The 20,013-nt window shown below is 72.8% G+C and carries 13 protein-coding genes and 1 pseudogene; 7 read left to right on the plus strand and 7 right to left on the minus strand.

Annotated features, from left to right (window positions below; all coding sequences use genetic code 11):
• Positions 1-70: 70 nt before the first annotated feature.
• Positions 71-2,683, minus strand: coding sequence for a class III lanthionine synthetase LanKC (gene lanKC, locus EES41_RS02540; protein WP_123075273.1), 2,613 nt, complete (start codon positions 2,681-2,683; stop codon positions 71-73).
• Positions 2,684-3,402: 719 nt separating this feature from the next.
• Here lanKC and EES41_RS02545 point away from each other — a divergent pair.
• The 3 genes from EES41_RS02545 to EES41_RS02555 all read left to right on the plus strand — a co-directional run bounded on the left by EES41_RS02545 (position 3,403) and on the right by EES41_RS02555 (position 7,141).
• On the plus strand, positions 3,403-4,869 hold the full coding sequence (locus EES41_RS02545) for an APC family permease (protein ID WP_254211275.1): 1,467 nt from the start codon (positions 3,403-3,405) through the stop codon (positions 4,867-4,869).
• Between the two features lie 257 nt (positions 4,870-5,126).
• Positions 5,127-6,038 carry a cyclopropane-fatty-acyl-phospholipid synthase family protein gene (locus EES41_RS02550; protein ID WP_254211276.1) on the plus strand — a complete coding sequence of 304 codons (912 nt, stop codon included), beginning with the start codon at positions 5,127-5,129 and terminating at the stop codon, positions 6,036-6,038.
• The gene (locus EES41_RS02555) at positions 6,038-7,141 is read left to right on the plus strand and encodes a hypothetical protein (RefSeq protein WP_254211277.1); all 1,104 of its coding nucleotides are present in this window, start codon (positions 6,038-6,040) and stop codon (positions 7,139-7,141) included. Before EES41_RS02550 ends, EES41_RS02555 begins: the two co-directional genes overlap by 1 nt.
• Before the next feature lie 39 nt (positions 7,142-7,180).
• Here the strand turns inward: EES41_RS02555 and EES41_RS02560 are convergent.
• The 6 genes and pseudogenes from EES41_RS02560 to EES41_RS02585 form a co-directional block, all read right to left on the minus strand.
• Positions 7,181-8,865: pseudogene (locus tag EES41_RS02560) on the minus strand (IS1182 family transposase).
• 133 nt (positions 8,866-8,998) lie between these two features.
• Positions 8,999-10,429 carry a cytochrome P450 gene (locus EES41_RS02565; RefSeq protein WP_254211278.1) on the minus strand — a complete coding sequence of 477 codons (1,431 nt, stop codon included), beginning with the start codon at positions 10,427-10,429 and terminating at the stop codon, positions 8,999-9,001.
• Positions 10,426-11,046 carry an ATP/GTP-binding protein gene (locus EES41_RS02570; RefSeq protein ID WP_037789780.1) on the minus strand — a complete coding sequence of 207 codons (621 nt, stop codon included), beginning with the start codon at positions 11,044-11,046 and terminating at the stop codon, positions 10,426-10,428. The genes EES41_RS02565 and EES41_RS02570 overlap by 4 nt, the downstream gene beginning before the upstream one ends.
• Complete coding sequence (locus EES41_RS02575; protein WP_123075281.1) at positions 11,027-11,386, minus strand: DUF742 domain-containing protein; 360 nt, start codon at positions 11,384-11,386, stop codon at positions 11,027-11,029. Before EES41_RS02575 ends, EES41_RS02570 begins: the two co-directional genes overlap by 20 nt.
• The gene (locus EES41_RS02580; RefSeq protein WP_174261790.1) at positions 11,383-11,769 is read right to left on the minus strand and encodes a roadblock/LC7 domain-containing protein; all 387 of its coding nucleotides are present in this window, start codon (positions 11,767-11,769) and stop codon (positions 11,383-11,385) included. Before EES41_RS02580 ends, EES41_RS02575 begins: the two co-directional genes overlap by 4 nt.
• 28 nt (positions 11,770-11,797) lie before the next feature.
• Positions 11,798-13,447 carry a sensor histidine kinase KdpD gene (locus EES41_RS02585; RefSeq protein ID WP_123075283.1) on the minus strand — a complete coding sequence of 550 codons (1,650 nt, stop codon included), beginning with the start codon at positions 13,445-13,447 and terminating at the stop codon, positions 11,798-11,800.
• A 367-nt stretch (positions 13,448-13,814) separates the two neighbouring features.
• On the opposite strand from EES41_RS02585, the gene puuE reads away from it, so the two are divergent.
• From puuE to EES41_RS02605, 4 genes are all read left to right on the plus strand, one after another.
• Positions 13,815-14,723, plus strand: coding sequence for an allantoinase PuuE (gene puuE, locus EES41_RS02590; protein ID WP_123075285.1), 909 nt, complete (start codon positions 13,815-13,817; stop codon positions 14,721-14,723).
• 229 nt (positions 14,724-14,952) lie between these two features.
• The gene (locus EES41_RS02595; protein ID WP_123075287.1) at positions 14,953-16,173 is read left to right on the plus strand and encodes a cytochrome P450, cyclodipeptide synthase-associated; all 1,221 of its coding nucleotides are present in this window, start codon (positions 14,953-14,955) and stop codon (positions 16,171-16,173) included.
• A gap of 186 nt (positions 16,174-16,359) precedes the next feature.
• Positions 16,360-18,351 (plus strand): ATP-binding protein, encoded by a 1,992-nt coding sequence (locus tag EES41_RS02600; RefSeq protein ID WP_214353321.1) that lies wholly within the window; start codon positions 16,360-16,362, stop codon positions 18,349-18,351.
• A 116-nt stretch (positions 18,352-18,467) separates the two neighbouring features.
• Positions 18,468-19,976 carry an MFS transporter gene (locus EES41_RS02605; protein ID WP_123075291.1) on the plus strand — a complete coding sequence of 503 codons (1,509 nt, stop codon included), beginning with the start codon at positions 18,468-18,470 and terminating at the stop codon, positions 19,974-19,976.
• Positions 19,977-20,013 lie beyond the last annotated feature (37 nt).

Here is a 20,013-nt window from a genome sequence, read left to right on the forward strand (position 1 = left end):
GATCTCCTTGGGTGAGCGGTGGAGAACCCGGCCGGCGGCCGGGGGTATGTGGGGGCGCGCGAGGCGCCCGTCACCCTGTCCAGGGCAGGAAGGGGGTGCCGCCCAGGGCCGTGCCGAGGGCAAGCAGCACCCCGGCGGCGCCGGTCGCCAGGTCGGCGGAGAGCCGCAGCAACTGGTCTCCCGGGAAGGCGAGGTGCCCCTGGTAGGTGATCTGGTGGAGGGCCAGCAGGGCGCGGTGGCGGTCCAGGAGGGCCGCGGTGTGCCCGGGCCCGGTGTGCCGCGCATCCGCGCGGGCCGCGGTGAGGGCCAGGTAGCCGATCAGGCCGGCGCGCCCGTTGAAGAGTCCGGGCTGGATGATGAACTCCGGTTCGGCGGCCCGGCGGATGCTCGGCTCGTACGACGCCGCCGGGCTGTCGGGGAGGTGCGCGAGGAGCGCGTTCAGGACGAGGCCGATGCCCGCGCTGCCGGTTTCGACGTACGGGAGCACGCGCCGGCCGTCGACGACCTGGGTGGTGCCGTCGGCGACGGTGAGGCAGCGGTCGAGGTCGATTTCCAGCAAGGTGCGGGCGCGCTCCAGCAGGACGCCGTCGCCGGTGTGCTCGTACAGGCGGATCAGGGCGAGGGCCGCTCCCGAGGCTCCGGCCAGGAGACCGGCGGGCCGGCGTCCGTCGGTGCGGCCGTTCTTCTCCAGGGTGTCGGCGGCTCCCTGGGCGAGGGCGAGCGCCTCGTCCAGCAGCCGTGCCTCGCCCGTGACGGAGGCGAAGTGCAGGAGCGTCAGGCTGATGCCGGGGGCGCCGGTGGCCAGGGACGGGCCGGTGGAGTCCTCCCGTACCCCCTCCAGGCTCCGCAGCAGGGTGAGGGCCGCCTCGCGCTCGCCCAGCAAGTCCAGCACGTGGGCCACGCCGTGTCCGCCGAAGTACAGGCCGGGGGCGGTGATCCGGGTGCGGGAGGCGTCCACCAGCCAGCGCACGTGTTCCTCGCGCACTGCGGCGCCCGTGGTGTGCAGGGCGTAGAGCGCGCCGGCCGCTCCGTGGGCGATGCCGAGGCCGCCGTGCCGGAACTGGGCGACGTCCCCGGGGAAGAGACGGTCCGTCCGGTCCGGGGTGGCCATCGCCGTGATGCCCTCGGCCAGGGAGTCGCGCAGCCGCGGCCAGTCGGCCGGGGTGGCGGTGAGCAGGGCGTGGGCCGCTTCCCGGCCGTGGCCGATGCCGGGGCGGGCGGTCCGGGTGGCGGGCGGGGCGGGGGCGGGCGGGGCGGCGATCATCCGGCGGATGGGCTCCGTGTAGCCGGCGGGCACCGGGAAGCGGCGCTCGATGACGTCCGCGAGTTCGTCCGCCTTGGCCGGATCCAGGGCGGTGAGCTGGACCAGGGGGAGGAACAGCCAGAGCCGGACGGCGGCCAGGCCGTAGTGGTCGATGTCGGAGCCGCTGTAGCCGGCCGGGGCGGTGAAGCCTGCTGCGCCGAGGGCCGGCCGGACGAAGGCGGCCGCGGGACTGGCGAGTTCGAAGTCGATGAAGCAGATCTCGCCGTCCGGCCGGACGATGAGGTTGCGGGGATGGAGGTCGCCGAAGACCATTCCGCGGGCGTGGATGGCGGCCAGGGTCCGTTCTATTCGCTCCACCAGCCCCAGGGCCTCGTGGGTGTACGCGGCGACGGTCTCGGGGTCGGGGTCGGGGTGGATCAACGGGTAGTGGCCGGTCAGCCACTGGCTGAGGGACTGCCCCTCGATGTGTTCCTGCGCGAGGAACTCGTGTTCCCACACTCTGAACAGGCTCTGCTCGCCGGGAACGGCCGGATCGCCGCCGGGGAGCGCGGGGACGCCGGGGATGCCCGCCAGCCGGGTCAGCACCTCGTGCTCGTGGCGCAGCCGTGTGACGGCGTCCACCCCGCGCTGGTCCAGGCCCGCGTAGGGCCGCGCCTCCTTCAGCACGACCGGCGGATCGCCGTCCGCGCGCCGGGCGAGGTAGACGCCGCCCGCGTTGGAGAAGTGCAGGACGCGCTCCACCGTGTACGGCAGGTCCGGTCCACGGGTGGCGCGGCGGGCCGCGACGGCGGATGCGACGCAGTCGGGCACCGGCGCCCAGTCGGGCAGGGAGAACCCCGCCCCGCGTACGTCCGGCACCAGTCGGCCGTCGGGTCCGGCGAGGGCGAGGACGCGCTCACCGGCGGCGTCGCGGCAATGGCGTTCGACGAAGCCGCCGTAACGGAGGTAGAGGGGGCCTTGCTCCCAGCGCGCGTCGCTGAGGATGTACGGTCCGCGCCGGCCCGCGAGGAGGGCGCCGAGGCCGTCGAGACATCGCTCCAGTTCGGCGTCGTCGACGGGGTAGACCGTGCAGAACTTCCCGCTGGAACCGCGCGGGGCGTACTTGGAGTTCTGCACCTGGAGGATGGGCAGGCCGCGCAGGAACTTGAAGGTGACGCGTTGGCGCAGGCAGTAGTCGTGGAGCGTCTCCAGCACCGCTTCGGCGTCCGCCGCGCACGAGGACACGTGGATCTTCCATCCCTGGTCCGGCAGGACGACGCCCGCAGGGCGCACCACGGACCACATCTCCAGGTCGCCGCGTTCCCAGCCGGCCGGCAGGGGGCGGGTGGCGGCCTCGAACTCCTCCTGTGCGCCCCAGCGCCGCGGGGATTCGTAGAAGAGCGGATCGGCGAAGGTGTAGGCCTCGTACTGGTTGTCCATCGAAGACTCCTGGACGCGGGGACATACACGGAGACGGGCAGGCGGCAAGCGGCAAGCGGCAGCAGCCAGGCGTCAGCGAGAAGAAGGGGAAAGAGAAGAAGAAAGCTGTGCACGATCGGCGGCCTGGGGGTCACCCCCCTCTCGGCGGGCGCCGTGCGACAACCCAGAGTTTCAGGGCCCCTCTTGCCCCACGCAACGGCGTGCGCACGGCAGTTGCGCAACGCGAACGCTCCCCGGCAGGCGTACGGGCCGGTAGGCCCGGCGTCCCGCGCCGTGGCGCGCCGGTGGCGCGCGGCAGGAGCGCGCAGGCCCTCGCGGCCCGGCCGTGTCCCCTGCCGACGGCGGGGGATCACCGGCGTTCCGACCGGGATGGATCACTCGGGCCGGGGCGCCGCGTCCGGCGGCGCCGGCACGGGTGGGGAGCGTGTGCAAGGGGAACACACCGGCCGCCCCGGCAGTCGCTCCGTCACCACCCCCTCGCCGGCCGGCCACTCCCGTCGATCCGCACCGCGGAGGGCCTCGGGGCGGTGGGGCGCGATCGCGCCGAGCGCGGCCCGCTACGCCACCACGATCGACTCACGGATGGATGTCCGAAGAAATCCGCAGAACGGCCCGCCCCGCAGGGGTGACGGAACGGGCCCGCACCGAATGCCGCAAAGGGGATGGAGCAGCCCAAAGGTGATACTGGCCGGAGCCCGAAGAACAGTGAGGTGGCCGCAGTGACGCAAGCTCCGACGGAGGGGCCGGACAGCGAGAGCGCCGTCGAGGCGGGAGGGTACCGGCAGGAGCTGAAGCGCACCCTGGGCTCCTTCCAGGTGTTCGCGATCTCGTTCGCCTTCATCTCGGTCGCGGTCGGGATCTTCGCGACCTTCGACGAGGTACTGGTGACGGCGGGGCCGGTCGGGATCTGGCTGTGGCTCGTCGCGGCGGTGGGACAGACCTTGGTGGCGCTGGTGGTCGCGCAGTTCGCGGCCCGCATCCCGCTCAGCGGGTCCTCGTACCAGTGGGCCTCACGGCTGGGCGACCCCAAGGTGGGCTGGTGGTTCGGCTGGCTCACCTTCTGCTACCTGGCGATCGCCGTGGTCGCGATCGACAACGCCCTCGCCAGTCAGGCGTTCATGCCCCTCGCCGGCATCGCGGCGGACGAGGGCACCGCGCGCGTCATCACCCTGGTGGTGCTGCTCGTCCAGGCTCTGCTGGCCATCGCCTCCACGCGTCTGGTCGGCTGGATCAACTCGGCCGCCGTCGGGCTCGAACTCGCGCTCGTCGTGGTGGTGGCGATCGCCCTCGTGATCGTCGTCGCCGTCACCGGCGACGGCTCCACGGGCAACCTCACCTCCCGGGGGATCACCGAGCACGCTCCCGGCTACTTCGCCGTCGGCGGCGGGCTGATGCTCGCCATGATCATGGGCCTGGCCACGCTCGTCGGCTTCGACTCGGCCGCCAACCTGGCCGAGGAGGCCAAGGACCCCTACCGCAGCGTCCCGCGCGCGATCGTGGGGTCGGTCGTGGCGGCCGGGGTCCTGGGCATGCTCTTCCTCATCACCCTCACCCTCGCGATCGAGGACGTCCCCCGCATCAGCCACGAGGCCTCGCCGGTCGCCGCGATCATGCGGGACCGCTTCGGTGCGGTGGCGGAGAAGACGCTGCTGGTCGCCATCACCTTCGCCTTCTTCGGCGCCGGGATCGTGGTGATGACCGCCTGCTCCCGGCTCATCTACGCGATGTCGCGCGACTCCCGATTCCCCGCGCACCGCACGATGCGCCGGGTCAGCCCCCGGACCCGGACGCCCGTCCCCGCGACGCTGCTGGTCCTCGGGCTCGGGGTCGTCCTGATGGTCCTGCTGCCGGGCGCCGCCCTGCTGGAGCTGATCACGGCCTCCACGATCCTCCCGGCCCTCATCTACGGTGCGACGATCGTCCTCTACCTGGTGGTCCGCCGGCACCTGGCCCGCCAGAAGGGCGCGTTCGACCTGGGCCGCCTCGAACTGCCGGTCGCGGTCTGCGCGCTGGCGTGGACGCTCGTCGCGCTGTTCGTCCTCGTGACGCCCGCCGAGGCGCTCACCGCCGTCGTGATCGTCGGCGGGCTGCTCCTGCTGGGAGGGCTGTTCTTCCTCGGCATGCTGACGTTCGACCGCGAGGCGCTGGAGTCCGAGCCGGGGGACGAGAGCGCCTTCCGGCACTGACGGGGCGCGGGACGCGCACGGGACGGCTGGGATGCCCGGGACGACTGGGACGCCTGGGGCCGACGTCTGTTCGTCGTACGGCGTGCCGCAAAAAGCATTCTTCTGCGCCCTACGTGTCCTGTGCTGTCCGTGAGGGCTGACGCGACGCCCACGAAGTGCCACGATGATCCGTGCTTCAACAGAATGCCGGTGCGCACCGGGCGAGAGCGGCTACGCCTGCCCGGGAACCGGCCCTGGCCCGGAGGGACGGACACCACGTGAGCGTCACACCATTCGTATCGTCCTTAGGCAGCGACCAGGGCGAGACCGACGACGAGCGGGTGCGGCTCTACTACAGCCGCAAGACGGGCGACATCCTCCAGAAGTACGGCCCCGGCCCCCGCGTCCACTTCCACGTGGGGCTGTTCGCCGACGGCGCCACCCCGCACGTCACGGTTTCCCAGAGAGCGCTGGGACGCCGCCTGGTCGCCGCGCAGGAGCGAATAGTCGAGCACGCGGCCCGTTCCTGGAACGCGTACGAGGCGCCGCCCGGCCGGGTGCTCGACATCGGCTGCGGGCTCGGGGGCGCCGCCCTGTACTGGGCGCAGGAACACGGTGCCTCGGTCACGGGGCTCACGGTCGCGGCGGAGCACGTGCCGATCATCCGGCGCTTCGCGCGGCGGGCGGGCGTCGAGGACAAGGTCGATGCCGTACCGGGGAACGTGCACGACCTGGACGTCACCCGGGTCTACGACGCCGCGTACGCCAACGAGAGCAGCGGCTACACCGACCGGGCCCGGCTCTTCGAGGTCGTCGCGAAGGCGCTGAAGCCCGGAGGGTGGTTCGGCATCCAGGAGCACTTCGTGTGCCGGCCCGAGTGGCGCGACTTCGTCGACGGCTACTACAGAACCCGGCTCGGCACCCGTGCCGAGTACCTGGCGGCGGCGGAGGCGGCCGGCTTCGAGCTGGAGCAGGACGAGGACGTCACCGACGCGGTGGCGGAGTTCTGGTTGCAGTCCATGGCCTGGAACACCGCCGAACTCGACCGGCTGCGCGCGGGCGGCCGGGGCGGCACCTGGACCCGGGAGCGGCTCGGCGAGTCCACGATCGCGCACAGCAAGCTCTTCCGCCTCTGGCGCGATCACGCCCTGGAGACGCGGCTCCTGCTCTTCCGGATCGGGGGGAGCTGATGGCCACGGCTCACCGCCCTCGCCCCTCCCGCCTCGGCCCGCGACTGCCCGCCTTCTACTGCCCGCTGCCGCAGGGCCTCGTACATCCCGAGGCGAAGCAGGTGGAGGCCCGCGCGGTCGAATGGCTGGACGCCTTCGGCCTGTACCGGGATCCGGTGGAGCGGGCGTGGGGGCTCGCCACGCACAGCGCCGACTTCTCCTGCCGCCTCATTCCCGAGGGGGACGTGGAGGCCCTGCTGCTGTTCACCGAGTGGAACTACTGGGCCAACGCCGTCGACGACTGGCAGGACTCGGGCGCCGCCGAGGTACGGACCGCGGCCGTCGTCGACCACGGCGCGCGACTGGTCCGCACCCTCCAGGATCCGGGCGCGGCCCTGCTCCCCGACAGTGCTGTGACCCGCGCCCTGGCGGACCTCGTACGCCGTACCCACGCGCTCCTGACCCCCTTCCAGTTGCGCAGGTTCGTCGAGGGGACGCGTGACTGGCTGCTCGGGGCGGCCTGGCAGGCGGCGGGGGCGGAGACCGGGGCGATGCCCGCCCTGAACGACTTCGCCGCCCTGGGGTCCCTGGCGAACGGCACCCGCTTCTCGCTGACCTGGTCGGACGTCGCGCGGGACATCCGGTTGCCGGCTGACGTGCTCTACTCCCCCGCGCTGGAGGCACTGACCGACGCGGCGGGTTTCGTCGTCAGCGCCGACAACGACCTCTTCTCTTACGACAAGGACGACCACCTGGTGCCGAGGGAGGTGAACCTGATCAACGTCATCGCCCACCAGGAGGACTGTCCGCCCGCCGAGGCGGTACCGGCGGCGGTGGCCCTGCGCGATCGGGTGATGACCCTCTTCCTCGCGCTCCGGGCGCAGTTGGCGGCCGGGGCGGACGCCCCGCTGCGGCGCCGGCTGGAGGCGCTGGAGCACTACGTGGCCGGGTGCATCACCTGGCAGAGCCGGGCGCCGCGGTACGCCAGCCCGCGCAACCGCCACCAGCTGCCCCTGGAGCACGCGCGGTTCGCGGTCCGGTACTCCGATCTGCCCGCCGACCCCGGGACGGGGCCGCCGGATCTGCCGGCCCTCGCCCCGTGGTGGACCCACCTGCGCGCCTGAGAGAAACCGGGGGGCCCGGCCCGTGCCGGACGCTGTTGGTCAATTCGGTCCTTGCTGTGCCCCGTCGAGCGTCAGCTCGGCGGGGCACAGTGCTGCGAAGTGGCTGGTGCGGGTGGGGGCTCGTGGTGTGTCGGTGAGGTGGGCGTCGATGCGGGCGAGGTTGATCGCAGCCGCGGTGAGTTGGTGCTGGAGGCTGGTCTTGGTCAGGCCCCGGTAGCGTGATCTGCGCAGGCCGCAGCGTCCTACGGCTTGGGAGATGGTTCCTTCGACGCCGGCGCGGATCTTGTAACGCTCTTTCCAGGCGTCGGTCTGTTGCTCGGCTCGCACGGTGCGGATGGTGTCGTGTTCGGCCTGCTGCTGTCGCAGCATGAGTTCCCTGCGGCGGCCGGTGGCCGAGCTGACACATGAGCGCAGGTCGGGGCAGTTTCCGCAGCGGCTGGCGGGGAACCGCACACGGATGACCGGCAGACCCTTGGAATCGGTGCGGGGATACCAGTCCGTGGCGGTGACCCCGCTGGGGCAGGACACATGCCGACGTTCCCAGTCGATGGTGAACGCGTCCAGCCCGAAGGCGCCCTTGGCCTGGGACGAAGTGTTGCCGGCCAGCGGCCCGTGCAGTGCGATGCCGTGCCCGGTGCGGGCGGCAAGGATGTGGGCGGCGGTGGGATACCCGGCATCCACCCAGTGCTCGGCGGGCAGGCAGCCCCGTGCGGCGAGGGACGTGTGGATCTCCTCGTTCATCGCGCTGTCCGCGACCGTGGCCACGGTGGTTGCCACGTTGGTGACCAGGTTCGGGGCGTCCTCGCCGCAGGACTCGGTGAGGTGGACCTTGTATCCGTCCCACAGGGTGTCCCGTTTGATCCCGGTGCGGGCGTCGGGGTCATAGGGAGTGAGCAGGCGCATCGAGGCCGACGCCCGGTCTTTTGGGCCCCGGCGCATCACCTCGCCGTCCACCCCGGGTGGAAGTGCTGGACCCAGACCTGACGCAGCGTCTCCACCTCCGCGAGCGCGCGCAGGGCCGGCGGGGCATCGGTGGCGAAGACCGCTGCCAGCAGGCGCGTCCCGTCCCGGCCGATCCGTGAGCCCACCGCGTCGCGTTTGGCGTGGGCCTTGGGGAACCGGGAGTCCTCGGCCCTCGTGGCGTAATGCTTGAACCAGTCCGGCTCCGCGATGCCCGCCAGCCAGTCACCAGCGGCCCGGGCGAGCGCGTTCAGCGCCGAGCGCAGGGTCTCGGCCACCATCTCCAGCCAGGACAGCTCGCGCGCCGACGAGAGCACATGCGTGGCATCGGTGCGGGCCCGGCCCGCCGTCTTGAGCAGGCCCTTCTCCCGGGCCGCACTCAGGACGCCGTCCAGCACCCGCCGCCCGGCATCCACCTCCACCAGCCGGTCCCGGAACTCCGACAGCACCGAGAAGTCAAACCCCGGATCGTCCAGCTCCAGGCCGAGGGCGTACTTGAAGTCGATCCGCGCCCGCACCGCCTCTGCGGCCTGCCGGTCGGTCAGCCCCTCGACGAACTGCAGCACCAAAACCAGCGCGAGTCGCCCAGGCGACCAGGCGGGCCTGCCCCGGGCCGCGAACAGGTCCGCGAATCCCTCGTCCGTGAACAGCGGCCCCAGCTCGTCCCTGACCCGGATCGCAAGACTCCCCTTCGGGAACGCAGCCCCCGCCACCCGCACCGTCTCCGCCGGAATCTTCCCCGAATCCTTCGGCTGCATCGACACCCGCACCCACCCCAAACAACAACGTCGGCCTTCAAGACCACAACCGGGTCTTGAAGGCCGACGTCACGCGAAGGGCCGAATTAACCAACAGCGTCCGTGCCGGGCGGGCCCCCCGGGGCGAAGCGCGCTCGCGTCAGCGGCGGCCGAGGAGCCGGTGCCACCAGCCGCCCTTGCGGCGGTGGCCGGCCGGAGCGGGCGCGACCGGCGGCTGCGGCGGGGCCGGTGGCTGCGGCGGGACCGGCGGGGCCGGTGGGGCCGGCGGGAAGGCCGCGGGCTGTTCCTGGTACGGATGCGGTTGCGGCTGGGCGTCCTTGACGGGGCGCGGGGCAAACCGTACCGGCAGTGACAGCAGGTGGCGCGACATGAGGGTGCCGTGCCACCGCAGTTCACTCGCGTCGATCGCCAGCCGTACGTCGGGGAGGCGGTCGAGCAGCACTTCGATGCCGGTGTCGGCGATGGCGCGGCCGATGTCCTGGCCGGGGCACTCGTGCGGGCCGCTGCTGAACGCGAGGTGCGAACGGTTGCCCCGGACGGAGGCGGTCGCGTCGGGCCTGATCTGGGGGTCGGCGTTGCCCGCGGCGAGCCCGAGCAGGACCATGTCGCCGGCCTTCACGTGCCGGCCGCCGAGGACCGTGTCCCCGGTGGCCCAGCGCCCGATGATCGTGTTGATCGGCGGCTCGTCCCAGAGGACCTGCTCCAGGGCGTCCGGCAGGGTCATGTGGCCGCCGGAGAGGCTGGCGCGGAACCGCTGGTCGGTCAGCACGGTCCGCAGCGTGTTGGCGATCAGGTTCGCGGTGGTCTCGTACGCCGCGATCAGCACGACGCGCAGGTGCATGAGCACCTCGGTGTCGCTCAGGTTGGCCGGGTGTTCCAGCAGCCACGAGGCGAGGTCCCGGGCGGGTTCGGCCTTCCGGTCCGCGACCAGCTGCTCCAGCGTGACGGTGACGTAGCGGTCGCTCTGCAGGGCCGTCTCCGTGCCCTGGAGCATGTCGCGGGCCGCGTTGACCAGCAGGGGTCCGTGTTCGTCGGGGGCTCCGACGAGTTGCGTCATCACCAGCATGGGGAGCTGGTCGGAGAAGGCGGCCACCAGGTCGGCGTGCCCGTCCCCGGCGATCCTGTCGACGAGCTGGTTGGCGAAGCGCGTCACGTAGCGGCGGATGCCGCGCTTGTCGAAGCGCTCCAGGGACTCCACGACGGCGCCGCGCAGCCGCTCCTGGACGGGGCCGTCCGTGAAGTTGCACACCGGCACCCAGGTCACCATCGGTCCCAGCGGGGTGTCCGCCGGGACCCTGCCCTCCCGCATGTCCCGCCAGCCCCGCGGGTCGCGGGCGAACCTGGACGGGGTGCGCGCCACGTCCAGGTTCTCGCGGTGACCGAGGACCAGCCACGCCGGGAGGTCCCCGCTGACCAGTACGGGGGCCACCGGACCGTACTCGGCCCGCAGTTTCTCGTACAGCCCCATCGGGTCGGCTTCCGCCTCCGGTCCGTGCAGCCGGTGCAGGCCGCCCGCGGCGCCGGGGGCGTGGGCCGGGCACTCCGGCGGCGGGGTGGGACGGGTACTCACATTGCCTCCTGGGTTGCCGCCTGCGAGTACAGGTAGCGCATGAGGGTCAGCAGGACATCGCGGGACGAGTCCCGCCTTCTGGCGTCGCACACGAGGATCGGGACCGCCGGGGGCAGGTCGAGGGCCTCGCGCAGTTCTTCGACCGGGTGCTCGGGGGCACCGGGGAAGGAGTTGACGGCCACGACGAAGGGCACGCCCCGCTCCTCCAGCCGGCCGATCACGTCGAAGCTGATCTCCAGCCGGCGGGTGTCGAGGAGCACGACGGCGCCGAGCGCGCCTTCGAAGAGACCGCGCCACAGGAACCAGAAGCGCTCCTGGCCCGGGGTTCCGAACAGGTAGAGCACGAGTTCGTCGTTGATGCTGATGCGGCCGAAGTCCATGGCGACGGTCGTCGTGGTCTTGCGGGTCACTCCGCGGGTGTCGTCGACGCCTATGCCCGCGCGGGTCATGGTCTCCTCGGTCGTCAGCGGTTTGATCTCGCTGACGGCTCCCACCATCGTCGTCTTGCCGACGCCGAAGCCGCCGACGACGACGACCTTGACGGCGGCGGCCGCCGTCTGCGGGAGCACGTCCGCGCCACGGGGCCCGGCGGGTGCGTCAGAGTCTCTGAAGTCCATCGATCACTGCCTCGATCAGAGCAAGGTCGGGTAGCTGGGCGGCGGGAACGGGTGGCCGGACGTGTACGCGTTGGGCGGCCAGCAGGTCCGCGACGAGCACGATGACCGCGCTCACCGGCAGACCCGCGTGGGCGGCGATCTCGGCCACGGCCAGGGGTGCCTGGCACATCCGGAGGATGGCCGCCTGCTCGGGCTGCATCTCGGGCCGGACGGCCGCCCGGGCGACGACCAGGCTCACGAGGTCGAGCCGGGTCGCGATGGACGGTTCGCTGCGCCCGCCCGTGATGACGTAGAGCCGTTCGGGGCCGCCGTCCTCCCAGCTTCCGGGCGGCTCACTCACTCGGGTTGCCCGTCATGTCGGGGCGGAGTGCTCAGGTGGTCGCCCAGACGGGTCACCAGATTGCGCATCTGCGCGCCCATCAGCCCGGCGTCGACGCCCTCGTCGGCGAGGACGGCCAGGTAGGAGCCGTCACCGGCGGCCATGAGGTAGAAGAAGCCCCCGTCCATCTCGATGACGACCAGACGCATCCGGCCCTTGGAGTGGGGCAGTTCCGCGGCCACGGCGCCGGCCAGGCTCTGCAGGCCGGCGCAGGCCGCCGCCAGCCGGTCGGCGGTGTCGGTCTCGGCCCCGTACTGGGCCACGCACAGGCCGTCCGCGGACAGCACGATGACGTGCCGGGTCTGCGGCACACCCACGGCCAGGTCCTTGAGCATCCAGTCCATGCTGCTGCTTCGCTGTGTGATCACTGTGTTACGCCCCTTCGGTCGCTGAACCCGACACGCCCTCGCCGTCCTGGCCGGGCGCGCCGGACAGTCCGCTGTGGAACGCCTCCAGCCACATGCCGGGGCCTGCGTCCGCCGTCGGCAGCGGCGCTGTGGCGGGAGAGACGTCGGAGGTGGTGGCACGGTCCTTCCGCCGCCGTTGCGGCAGACCGGTGGCGGTGCGTGAGGTGACCGGCGTGCCTTCGCCGGTGACGGTCGGCTCGGGAAGCGGTGTCGGCATCGGCCCTGCCATCGGCGTCGCTGCCGGCCGGCTCACGGGCGGGCCGGGCCAGGTCGACGGGCCGGCTGCGGCCGGGACACCGAACGCTCCGGGCGCGGTGGGCGCACCGAACGCTCCGGGTGCGCCGGACGGGCCGGGCTCGCCGGACGCCATGTGGTCGACGGGGTGTTCGCGCGCGGTGGGCGACACCACCCGGGGCCCCGAGGAGGAACCGATGCCGTGGGCGAGGCCGGTGGCGGCGGACGCCGTGGTGATCAGGTGCTGCGGGACGATCACGACGGCGCGGACGCCGCCGTACGCGGAGGAACGCAGGGAGACCTGGAAGCCGTACGCCTGCGCGAGGCGCCCGACCACCGCCAGCCCGAGCCTCGGTGTCTCGCCCAGGTCGTTGAGGTCGATGCCGGACTGTGCCTGCGCGAGGAGCCGCTCGGCCCGGCGGCGGGCCTCGTCGCTCATGCTGAGGCCGCCGTCCTCGATCTCCACGGCGATTCCCGACTGCACCTCGACGGCCGTGAGGTGGACCCGGGTGTGCGGCGGCGAGTACCGGGTGGCGTTGTCCAGCAGCTCGGCCAGGGCGTGGATCAGCGGTTCGACGACGGGCCCCACGACGGCGACCTCGGAGACCGAGTGGAGCTCGACCCGCTGGTAGTCGATGATCCTCGACATCGCGCCCCTCATGACGCTGTACAGCGTGACGGCCCTGCTCCACTGGCGACCGGGGCGGGCCCCGCCCAGGACCGAGATGGAGTCCGCGAGCCGGCCGACCAGGGCGGTGCCGTGGTCGAGGCGCAGGAGGTCGCCGAACACGTCGGGATTGCGGCCGTGCCGCTCCTCCATCTCCCGCATTTCGTGTGCCTGTTGATGGACGATCGCCTGTACGCGCCGGGCGATGTTCACGAACGCCCGCTGGGCCGAGTCGCGCAGGCTCTCCTCGTTGTCGACGGCGTCGACCACCCGGGCCAGTACGGTCCGCAGAGCGGTCCGGAAGCGCGGCGTCAGGGCTCCGTCCGTGCCCCACCGGGCGCTGCGCCCCGCGCGACCGCCCACGGAGTTCAGCACCTCCTCGGGCAACTCCCCCTTGCGCAGGCGGGCGATGGCCTCGGTCAGCACCACCTCGGAGAGGCGGACGGCCTCGTCTTCCTGTCGGGACAGGGCGTGCTGGAGTTCGGCGACGCGGGCGCGCCCGTCCGCCGTGGCGCGGCCGCGCCGCATGGCCTCGACGAGCGCCGCGGCGGTGCAGGAGGCGCCCAGGGCCGTCCAGACGAAGACGACCGGTTCCGAGGAGGAAAACAGTGTTCCGGCCACGCAGGCGGCGGTGACGGCCGCGATCACCAGCAGCGGCCAGTGGGCCGGCGCCTGCGGGCGGCGGACTTCAGGTGGAATGTTTTCTTGCGCCATCGACTTCCTCGAACCATGGATTGAGGGATCTTCTGACCGGTGGGCGGGAGCCTAACTACGGCCAACTGACCTGAAGGGCGATTTCGTTGTAGTTCATCGGACCGGAGGACGCATTACGCGCCATTGACGGGGCGGCGAGGGGCCGCCGAATCGAACCGGCGCAGGGCGAACAACGGTTCAACCGGAGGTCGGCGGCGTGCGGGCCCTTACACGCGCATCGAAATTCGCACAGAATTCCGATGCGATTTCGGCCGCGCCCCTTTCTGTCGGGGTGGTATTCCCCGCGGAATTTCGATATAGCGCCGCGTGCCCGTCTCTCGGCGTTCCCCGGCGCCTCCGGCGACCGATCGGCGATAGGGTGCGGCCCGTGTCCGAGCACCCGCGCGACCTCGCCGGTTACGGCGCCGAGCCGCCGCACGCCGCCTGGCCCGGCGGCGCCCGCGTCGCCGTGAGCCTCGTCCTCAACTACGAGGAGGGCGGCGAGCAAAGCGTCCTGGAGGGCGACCCCGCCTCCGAGGGTTTCCTCCACGAGCTCGTCGGCGCGCCGCCCGTGGTCGGCGGGCGCGACCTGAACGTCGAGTCGATGTTCGCCTACGGCTCGCGCGCCGGTTTCTGGCGCGTCCACCGCACGCTCTTGGCGCACGGGGCGCCGCTGACCGTCTACGCGGTGGCGCGGGCCCTGGAACTCAACCCGGACGCGGCACGGGCGATGGGGACGGCCGGCTGGGAGGTGGCGAGCCACGGCCGGCGCTGGATCGACTACCGCCACGTACCGCAGGACACCGAGCGCGCCGACATCGCGTACTCGATCGCGACGATCGAGCGGCTCACCGGCCGCCGGCCCGTCGGCTGGTACACCGGCCGGACGAGCCCCCACACCCGGCGGCTGGTCGCGGCGGAGGGCGGCTTCCTCTACGACTCCGACGACTACTCGGACGACCTGCCGTTCTACGTCGAGGCGGCCGGGCGCCCGCACCTCGTGGTGCCGTACAGCCTCGACGCGAACGACTGCAAGTTCCTGCTCGTGCACGGCTTCACGACCGCCGACGACATGCTCACCTACCTCATCGACACGTTCGACGCGCTCCACGCCGAGGGCGGTGACCGCCCCCGCATGATGAGCGTCGGCCTGCACTGCCGGATCATCGGCCGGCCGGGCCGGATCCGCGCGCTCGACGGCTTCCTGAAGCACGTCGCGCAGCGCGGCGGGGCCTGGATCGCCACGCGCGAACAGATCGCGCGCCACTGGCTGGCCGCCCACCCGCCGCGACGCTGAACGCCCCGGCTGAACAACCCGGCTGAACGCCCCGGCTGGGGCCCGCCGACGCCGACGGCCTCCGAAGCGGGGGCCGAGGCCGTCGCGCACCCCTTGCGCCGCGCGCCGCCGCGAACGCAACCTGTGCTGCCATTCGCTCGTCCTGTAGCGCGGGCGAGCCTCCCAGCCTCCCCGGCTCCTGCTCCTTCCGCACACCGCGCACCGCGTGTTCTGAGAGGTCTTCTTCACCATGCCCCAGGTCACCCCCCGTTTCAGCGTCCTGTCCGAGGACTTCTCCGCTGACCCGTACCGCCACTTCGCACAGTTGCGGGAGCGGGCTCCGGTGCACTACGAGCCGGCGATCGACAGCTACTTCCTCTCCCGCCACGAGGACGTCAAGCGGGTGCTGACCGATCACGAGGCGTTCACGACCGAGACGCTTCAGGTGCGCGCCGAGCCGGTGATGCGCGGGCCGGTCCTCGCGCAGATGACCGGGGCCGAGCACACCGCCAAGCGGGGGATCGTCGTCCGGGCCTTCACCGGCCAGGCCCTCCAGGACCAGCTGCGCGCCATCCACGCCAACGCCGCCGAGATCATGGCCCCTTTCCTCGCCCGGGGCCGGATGGACCTGGTCAACGACTTCGGCAAGCCCTTCGCCATCAACGTGACGCTCGACGTCCTCGGCCTGGACAGACGGGACGCGCGGCGGGTGGCCGCCTGGCACAGCGGGGTCGCCGAGTTCATCACCAGTCTCGCCCTCACCCCCGAGCGCCGCCGGCACTGCCTGGAGTGCGCCGAGCAGTTGGAGGCGTACCTCCTCCCCGTCATCGAAGACCGGCGCCGCCACCCCGGCGAGGACCTGATATCGAAGCTGTGCACCGCCGGGTTCGACGGCATCGCCATGAGCGATCGCGATGTCACCGCCCTGATCATCAACGTCCTGGCCGCCGCCACCGAGCCCGCGGACAAGACCCTCGGCCTGCTCTTCAAGCACCTGATCGACCACCCCGGGCAGCTGGCCGAGGTCCGTGAGGACCCTGAGCTGCTGACCGCCGCGATCGCCGAGACCCTGCGCTACACCCCGCCGGTCCAGCTGATTCCCCGCCAGGCGGAGGAGGAGGCCGTGTTCGCCGGCGAGACCGTCCCGGCGGGCGCCACCGTCTTCTGCGTGATCGGCGCGGCCAATCGCGACCCCGCCGCCTTCGGCGCCCCGGACTCCTTCGACATCCACCGCCCGGACCTGGGCACCGCCCGTTCCTTCACCGCGGCCGCGCAGCACCTTTCGTTCGGCAGCGGACTCCACCAGTGCGTCGGCGCGGCCTTCGCGCGCGCCGAGATCGAGACGGTGGCCGCGATGCTCCTGCCCCGGTTCGACCGGGTCCGCTTCAGCCCCGGCTTCCGCTACCGGGAGGCCGGTCTGTACACCCGGGGCCCCGTCTCGCTGTCGCTGGACTTCACCCCCGTACGCTGACGCGGCGCCGGCCGTGGCCTACGGCCGGATCTCCGTATCCCCCTGCGGCGCCGACGACTTGAGCCCCGGGTTCGTGAAGTGACACAACCGGCCTGCCCGCAGGCTCCGTTAGGATCACCGACGAAGTAGCGGCCCCGGAGGCGGAATCGGGCCTGGAACAAGGGGATGGGAGCCGCCATGGTGTCCGTGGGGGAAAGACTCAGCAGAGCGCGCGTACGGGCCTTCGTGGGCCGGGACGAGGAACTCGGCCGCTTCGGCGCGGCGTTGGCGGGCGATCCGCGGGCGCCGTTCGCGTTCTACGCGTACGGGCCGGGCGGCATAGGGAAGTCGACCCTGCTGCGGCGCCTGGCGGACCACGCCCGCGCGGCGGGCCGGCTGCTCGTCGAACTCGACGGCCGGTTCGTCAGCCGGGACCCGGTGGACTTCGAGCAGGCCGCCGGTCCCTTCCTGGACGTTCCGGGCACGGTCCTGTTCGTGGACTCCTTCGAGCACTGCCAGTGGCTGGAGAGCTGGCTGTGGCACCACTTCCTGCCCCGCGCCGCCGACGACACCCTGGTCGTCCTCGCCGGGCGGCGGGCTCCGCAGCCGCAGTGGACCGCGGATCCCGCCTGGTCCGGGCTCCTGCACGTGAGCGAACTGGAGCCGTTCTCCGAGGAGCAGGCCCGTAGCCTGCTGGTGGCGGCGGAGATCCGGCCCGAACTACGGGAGCGGGTGCTCCGCTTCGCCGGCGGCAATCCGCTGGCCCTGTCCCTCGCGGCCGCCGCGGGATCGGAGGGCTGCGGCAGGCAGGAGATCTGGGCCCCCACGGCGGACGTCCTGCGCACCCTGCTGGCGGGGCTGATCGGGGAGGTGCCCACGGCGGCCCACCGGCGCGCCCTGGAGGTGGCGGCGCAGGCGCACTCGACGTCGGAGGAGCTGCTCGCCGCGGTGCTGCCCGGGGAGGACGCCCATCAGCTCTTCTCCTGGCTGCGGGACCTGCCCTTCATCGAGTCCACCCACCGCGGGCTCCACCCGCACGACGCCGCGCGCGAGACGCTCGCCGCCGACCTGCGCTGGCGGGCGCCCAACGCCTTCGAGGCGATGCGCCGGCGCCTGGCGGACGAGTACCTGCGCCTCCTGCGCGAGGCCCCCGAGGAGCGGGTGTGGACCGTCACCGACGAGCTCTTCTACCTCTTCCGGGAGGGCGCGACGCTGTCGCGGCTGCGTTCCTGGTCCCGTGAGGACGAGGTCCACGACCGTCCCCTACAGCCCGCTGACATCGATGTCGTACTGCGTATGACAGAGGAGACCGAGGGGGCCGCGTCCGCGGAACTCGTCCGCTACTGGGCGCGGCGCCAGCCGCAGGCCTTCAGCGTCTACCGGCTCGTGAGCACGGGCCGGATCGTGGCGTTCACGGCCCGGCTGGCCCTGCCGGCCCCCGCCGACCCCCAGGACCTGGCCACCGACCCCGTGGTGGCCGCCGCGTGGCGGTACACCGATGCCACCGCGCCGGTGAGTCCCGGCGAGCACATCGGTGTCAGCCGCTTCTCGGTCTACCCCGAGCGGTACCAGGTTCCCTCGCGCGTCATCGACCTGAGCAGTTCACGGGCACAGGCGGAGGCGGCCCGCGCCCGCGGCCGCGCCTACGGGTTCGCGGTCTACCAGGACGCCGAGACCTGGGCCGAGCGTGTCCGGGGCACCCTCCACGACACGGGGGCGCGCCCGCGGGTCGGTGAGCACACCTACGGGGTGTTCGGCGTCGACTGGCGCGAGGTGCCCGTGGAGGCCTGGCTCCAGCGCTTCATATCGGCCACCGAGGCAACCGTCCCGCCGCCCGGGCCGTCGCCCGTCTCGCGCACCGCGTTCGACCAGGCGGTGCGCGAAGCGCTGGCGCACTGGCGCGACGCGGACGCCTTCGCCGCCTGCGCGCTGATGCGCAGCCGGCTCGCGGCCGATTTCGACGACCCCGCCGGGGAGTTGCGCGCCCTGCTGCGGTGCGCCGTGGACGACCTGGCCCGTGACCCGCGCGGAGTGCGCGCCCGCGAGGCGCTGACGGCGGGCCACTTCTCCGGTGCGCCGACCCAGGAGGCCGCCGCCCGCCGCCTCGGGCTGCCGTACGGCACCTACCGCCGCCACCTGCGTCAGGGGCTGGACATGCTGTGCGAGGCGTTGTGGCAGCGGGAGCTGCGGCCCCGGTAGGGGCGGCAGCCGTACGCCTTCGGCGGGGCCGGGTGGACAGGGGCGGACAGGAGTGGACAGCGCCCGTCCCCGCCGGGCCTGGATAGTGGACACCGCCCGGTACGAGTCTGTGCGCCATGAACGCAGCACGCACACAGACGGGCCCGGCAGCGAGACGGGGCCCCCGCCCGGGAGCGGTCCTCGCGGCGCTCGCCGCGGCCCAGTTCACGGTCATGCTCGCCACCTCGATCGTCAACGTCGCGCTCCCCCAGATCCGTGCCGGCGCCGGCCTCTCGGACGGCGGAACCACCTGGGTCGTCAACGCCTACGGCCTGGCGTTCGGGGCGCTGCTCCTGGCGGGCGGGCGGCTCGCCGACCTCTTCGGCCGCCGCCGGGTGCTGATCGCCGGGCTCGCCCTGTTCGCACTGGCCTCGCTGGCGGCGGGGCTGGCCACCTCCGCCGGGGTACTGATCGCGGCCCGGGCCGTCCAGGGCCTCGGCGCCGCGGCCATCGCGCCGGCCGCGCTGGCCCTGGCGATGGACCGGTTCCCCTCCGGCCCCGAGCGCGGCAGGGCGCTGGGCGTGTGGGGAGCGGTCTCCGGTGCGGGCGGAGCCGGCGGCGTCCTGCTGGGCGGTGTGCTCACCCAGGCGTGGGGCTGGCCCTGGATCTTCCACTCGGTCGCGCTCGGATCGGCGCTCGTCGCGGCCGCCGTGGCCGTACTCGTACCGCGGGATGCCGGGCAGCGGGCCGGGCGGTTCGACCTGCTGGGCACCGCCACCGTCACCCTCGCCCTGACCTGCCTGGTCTACGGCCTGACCACCGCGCGGGGCGCCGGGTGGACCGACCCGTGGGTGCTGGGCGCGCTCGGCGCCGCCGCCGTGCTCCTCGCGGCCTTCGCCGTGATCGAGCTCCGCAGGCCCCACGCACTGGTTCCGCCGCGCCTGTTCGCCGCCGGCCGGGTCGCCGCGGGCAACCTGCTGATGGCTCTGCTGGGCTCCGTGTGGATCGCGCTGTTCTTCTTCCTGCCCCTCTACCAGCAACAGGTGCTCGGGGCGAGCCCCTTGGTCACCGGGGCGGGACAACTTCCGTTCGCCGCGGCCAATATGATCGGCGCCGCTCTCGCCCCGCTGGTCGCCCGGCGCGTCGGCGCCACCGCGGCGTTGACCGCGGCCCTGCTCACCGAGGCCGCCGGACTGCTGTGGCTGTCACGGATCAGCGCCGACGGCAGCTACCTCGCCGATCTCCTCGGCCCGACCGTCCTGATCGGTCTGGGCCTCAGCATCGCCTTCGTCCAGCTCACCGCGCTCGGGGTGGACGGTGTCCCCCGGGAGGACGCGGGTCTCGCCGGCGGGCTGGTGAACACCACCCGGCAGGTCGGCGGGGCGATCGGCCTCGCGGCCCTGGCGACCCTCGCCGGCTCCGTCACCGCCCACGCCTCCGCCCATCAGGCCCCGCTGGAAGCCCTCACCGCCGGCTACCGCACCGCCTTCTCGGTCTCGGCCGCGGTCCTGGCCGTGACGGCCCTCCTCGCGCTGCTCCTCACCCGCCGCACCGGGGCGCGCACCCCCTCCTCCGCCACCACCTCCACCGCCACCACCTCCACCCGTCGCACCCGTCTCAAGGCCCGGGCCGAACGGGCCGCCTGACCGAGCACCACCTCCACGCACGTTCCACGAAAGGGAA

Source organism: Streptomyces sp. ADI95-16, assembly GCF_003721495.1.
Taxonomy (GTDB): Bacteria; Actinomycetota; Actinomycetes; order Streptomycetales; family Streptomycetaceae; genus Streptomyces; species Streptomyces goshikiensis.

Bases quoted from the DNA above. Each gene is read 5' to 3' on its own strand.
- EES41_RS02570 (WP_037789780.1), bottom strand. From the start codon at position 11,046: ATGGACTTCAGAGACTCTGACGCACCCGCCGGGCCCCGTGGCGCGGAC.
- lanKC (WP_123075273.1), bottom strand. From the start codon at position 2,683: ATGGACAACCAGTACGAGGCCTACACCTTCGCCGATCCGCTCTTCTAC.
- EES41_RS02585 (WP_123075283.1), bottom strand. From the start codon at position 13,447: ATGGCGCAAGAAAACATTCCACCTGAAGTCCGCCGCCCGCAGGCGCCG.
- EES41_RS02605 (WP_123075291.1), top strand. From the start codon at position 18,468: ATGAACGCAGCACGCACACAGACGGGCCCGGCAGCGAGACGGGGCCCC.
- EES41_RS02555 (WP_254211277.1), top strand. From the start codon at position 6,038: ATGGCCACGGCTCACCGCCCTCGCCCCTCCCGCCTCGGCCCGCGACTG.
- EES41_RS02595 (WP_123075287.1), top strand. From the start codon at position 14,953: ATGCCCCAGGTCACCCCCCGTTTCAGCGTCCTGTCCGAGGACTTCTCC.
- EES41_RS02580 (WP_174261790.1), bottom strand. From the start codon at position 11,769: ATGGACTGGATGCTCAAGGACCTGGCCGTGGGTGTGCCGCAGACCCGG.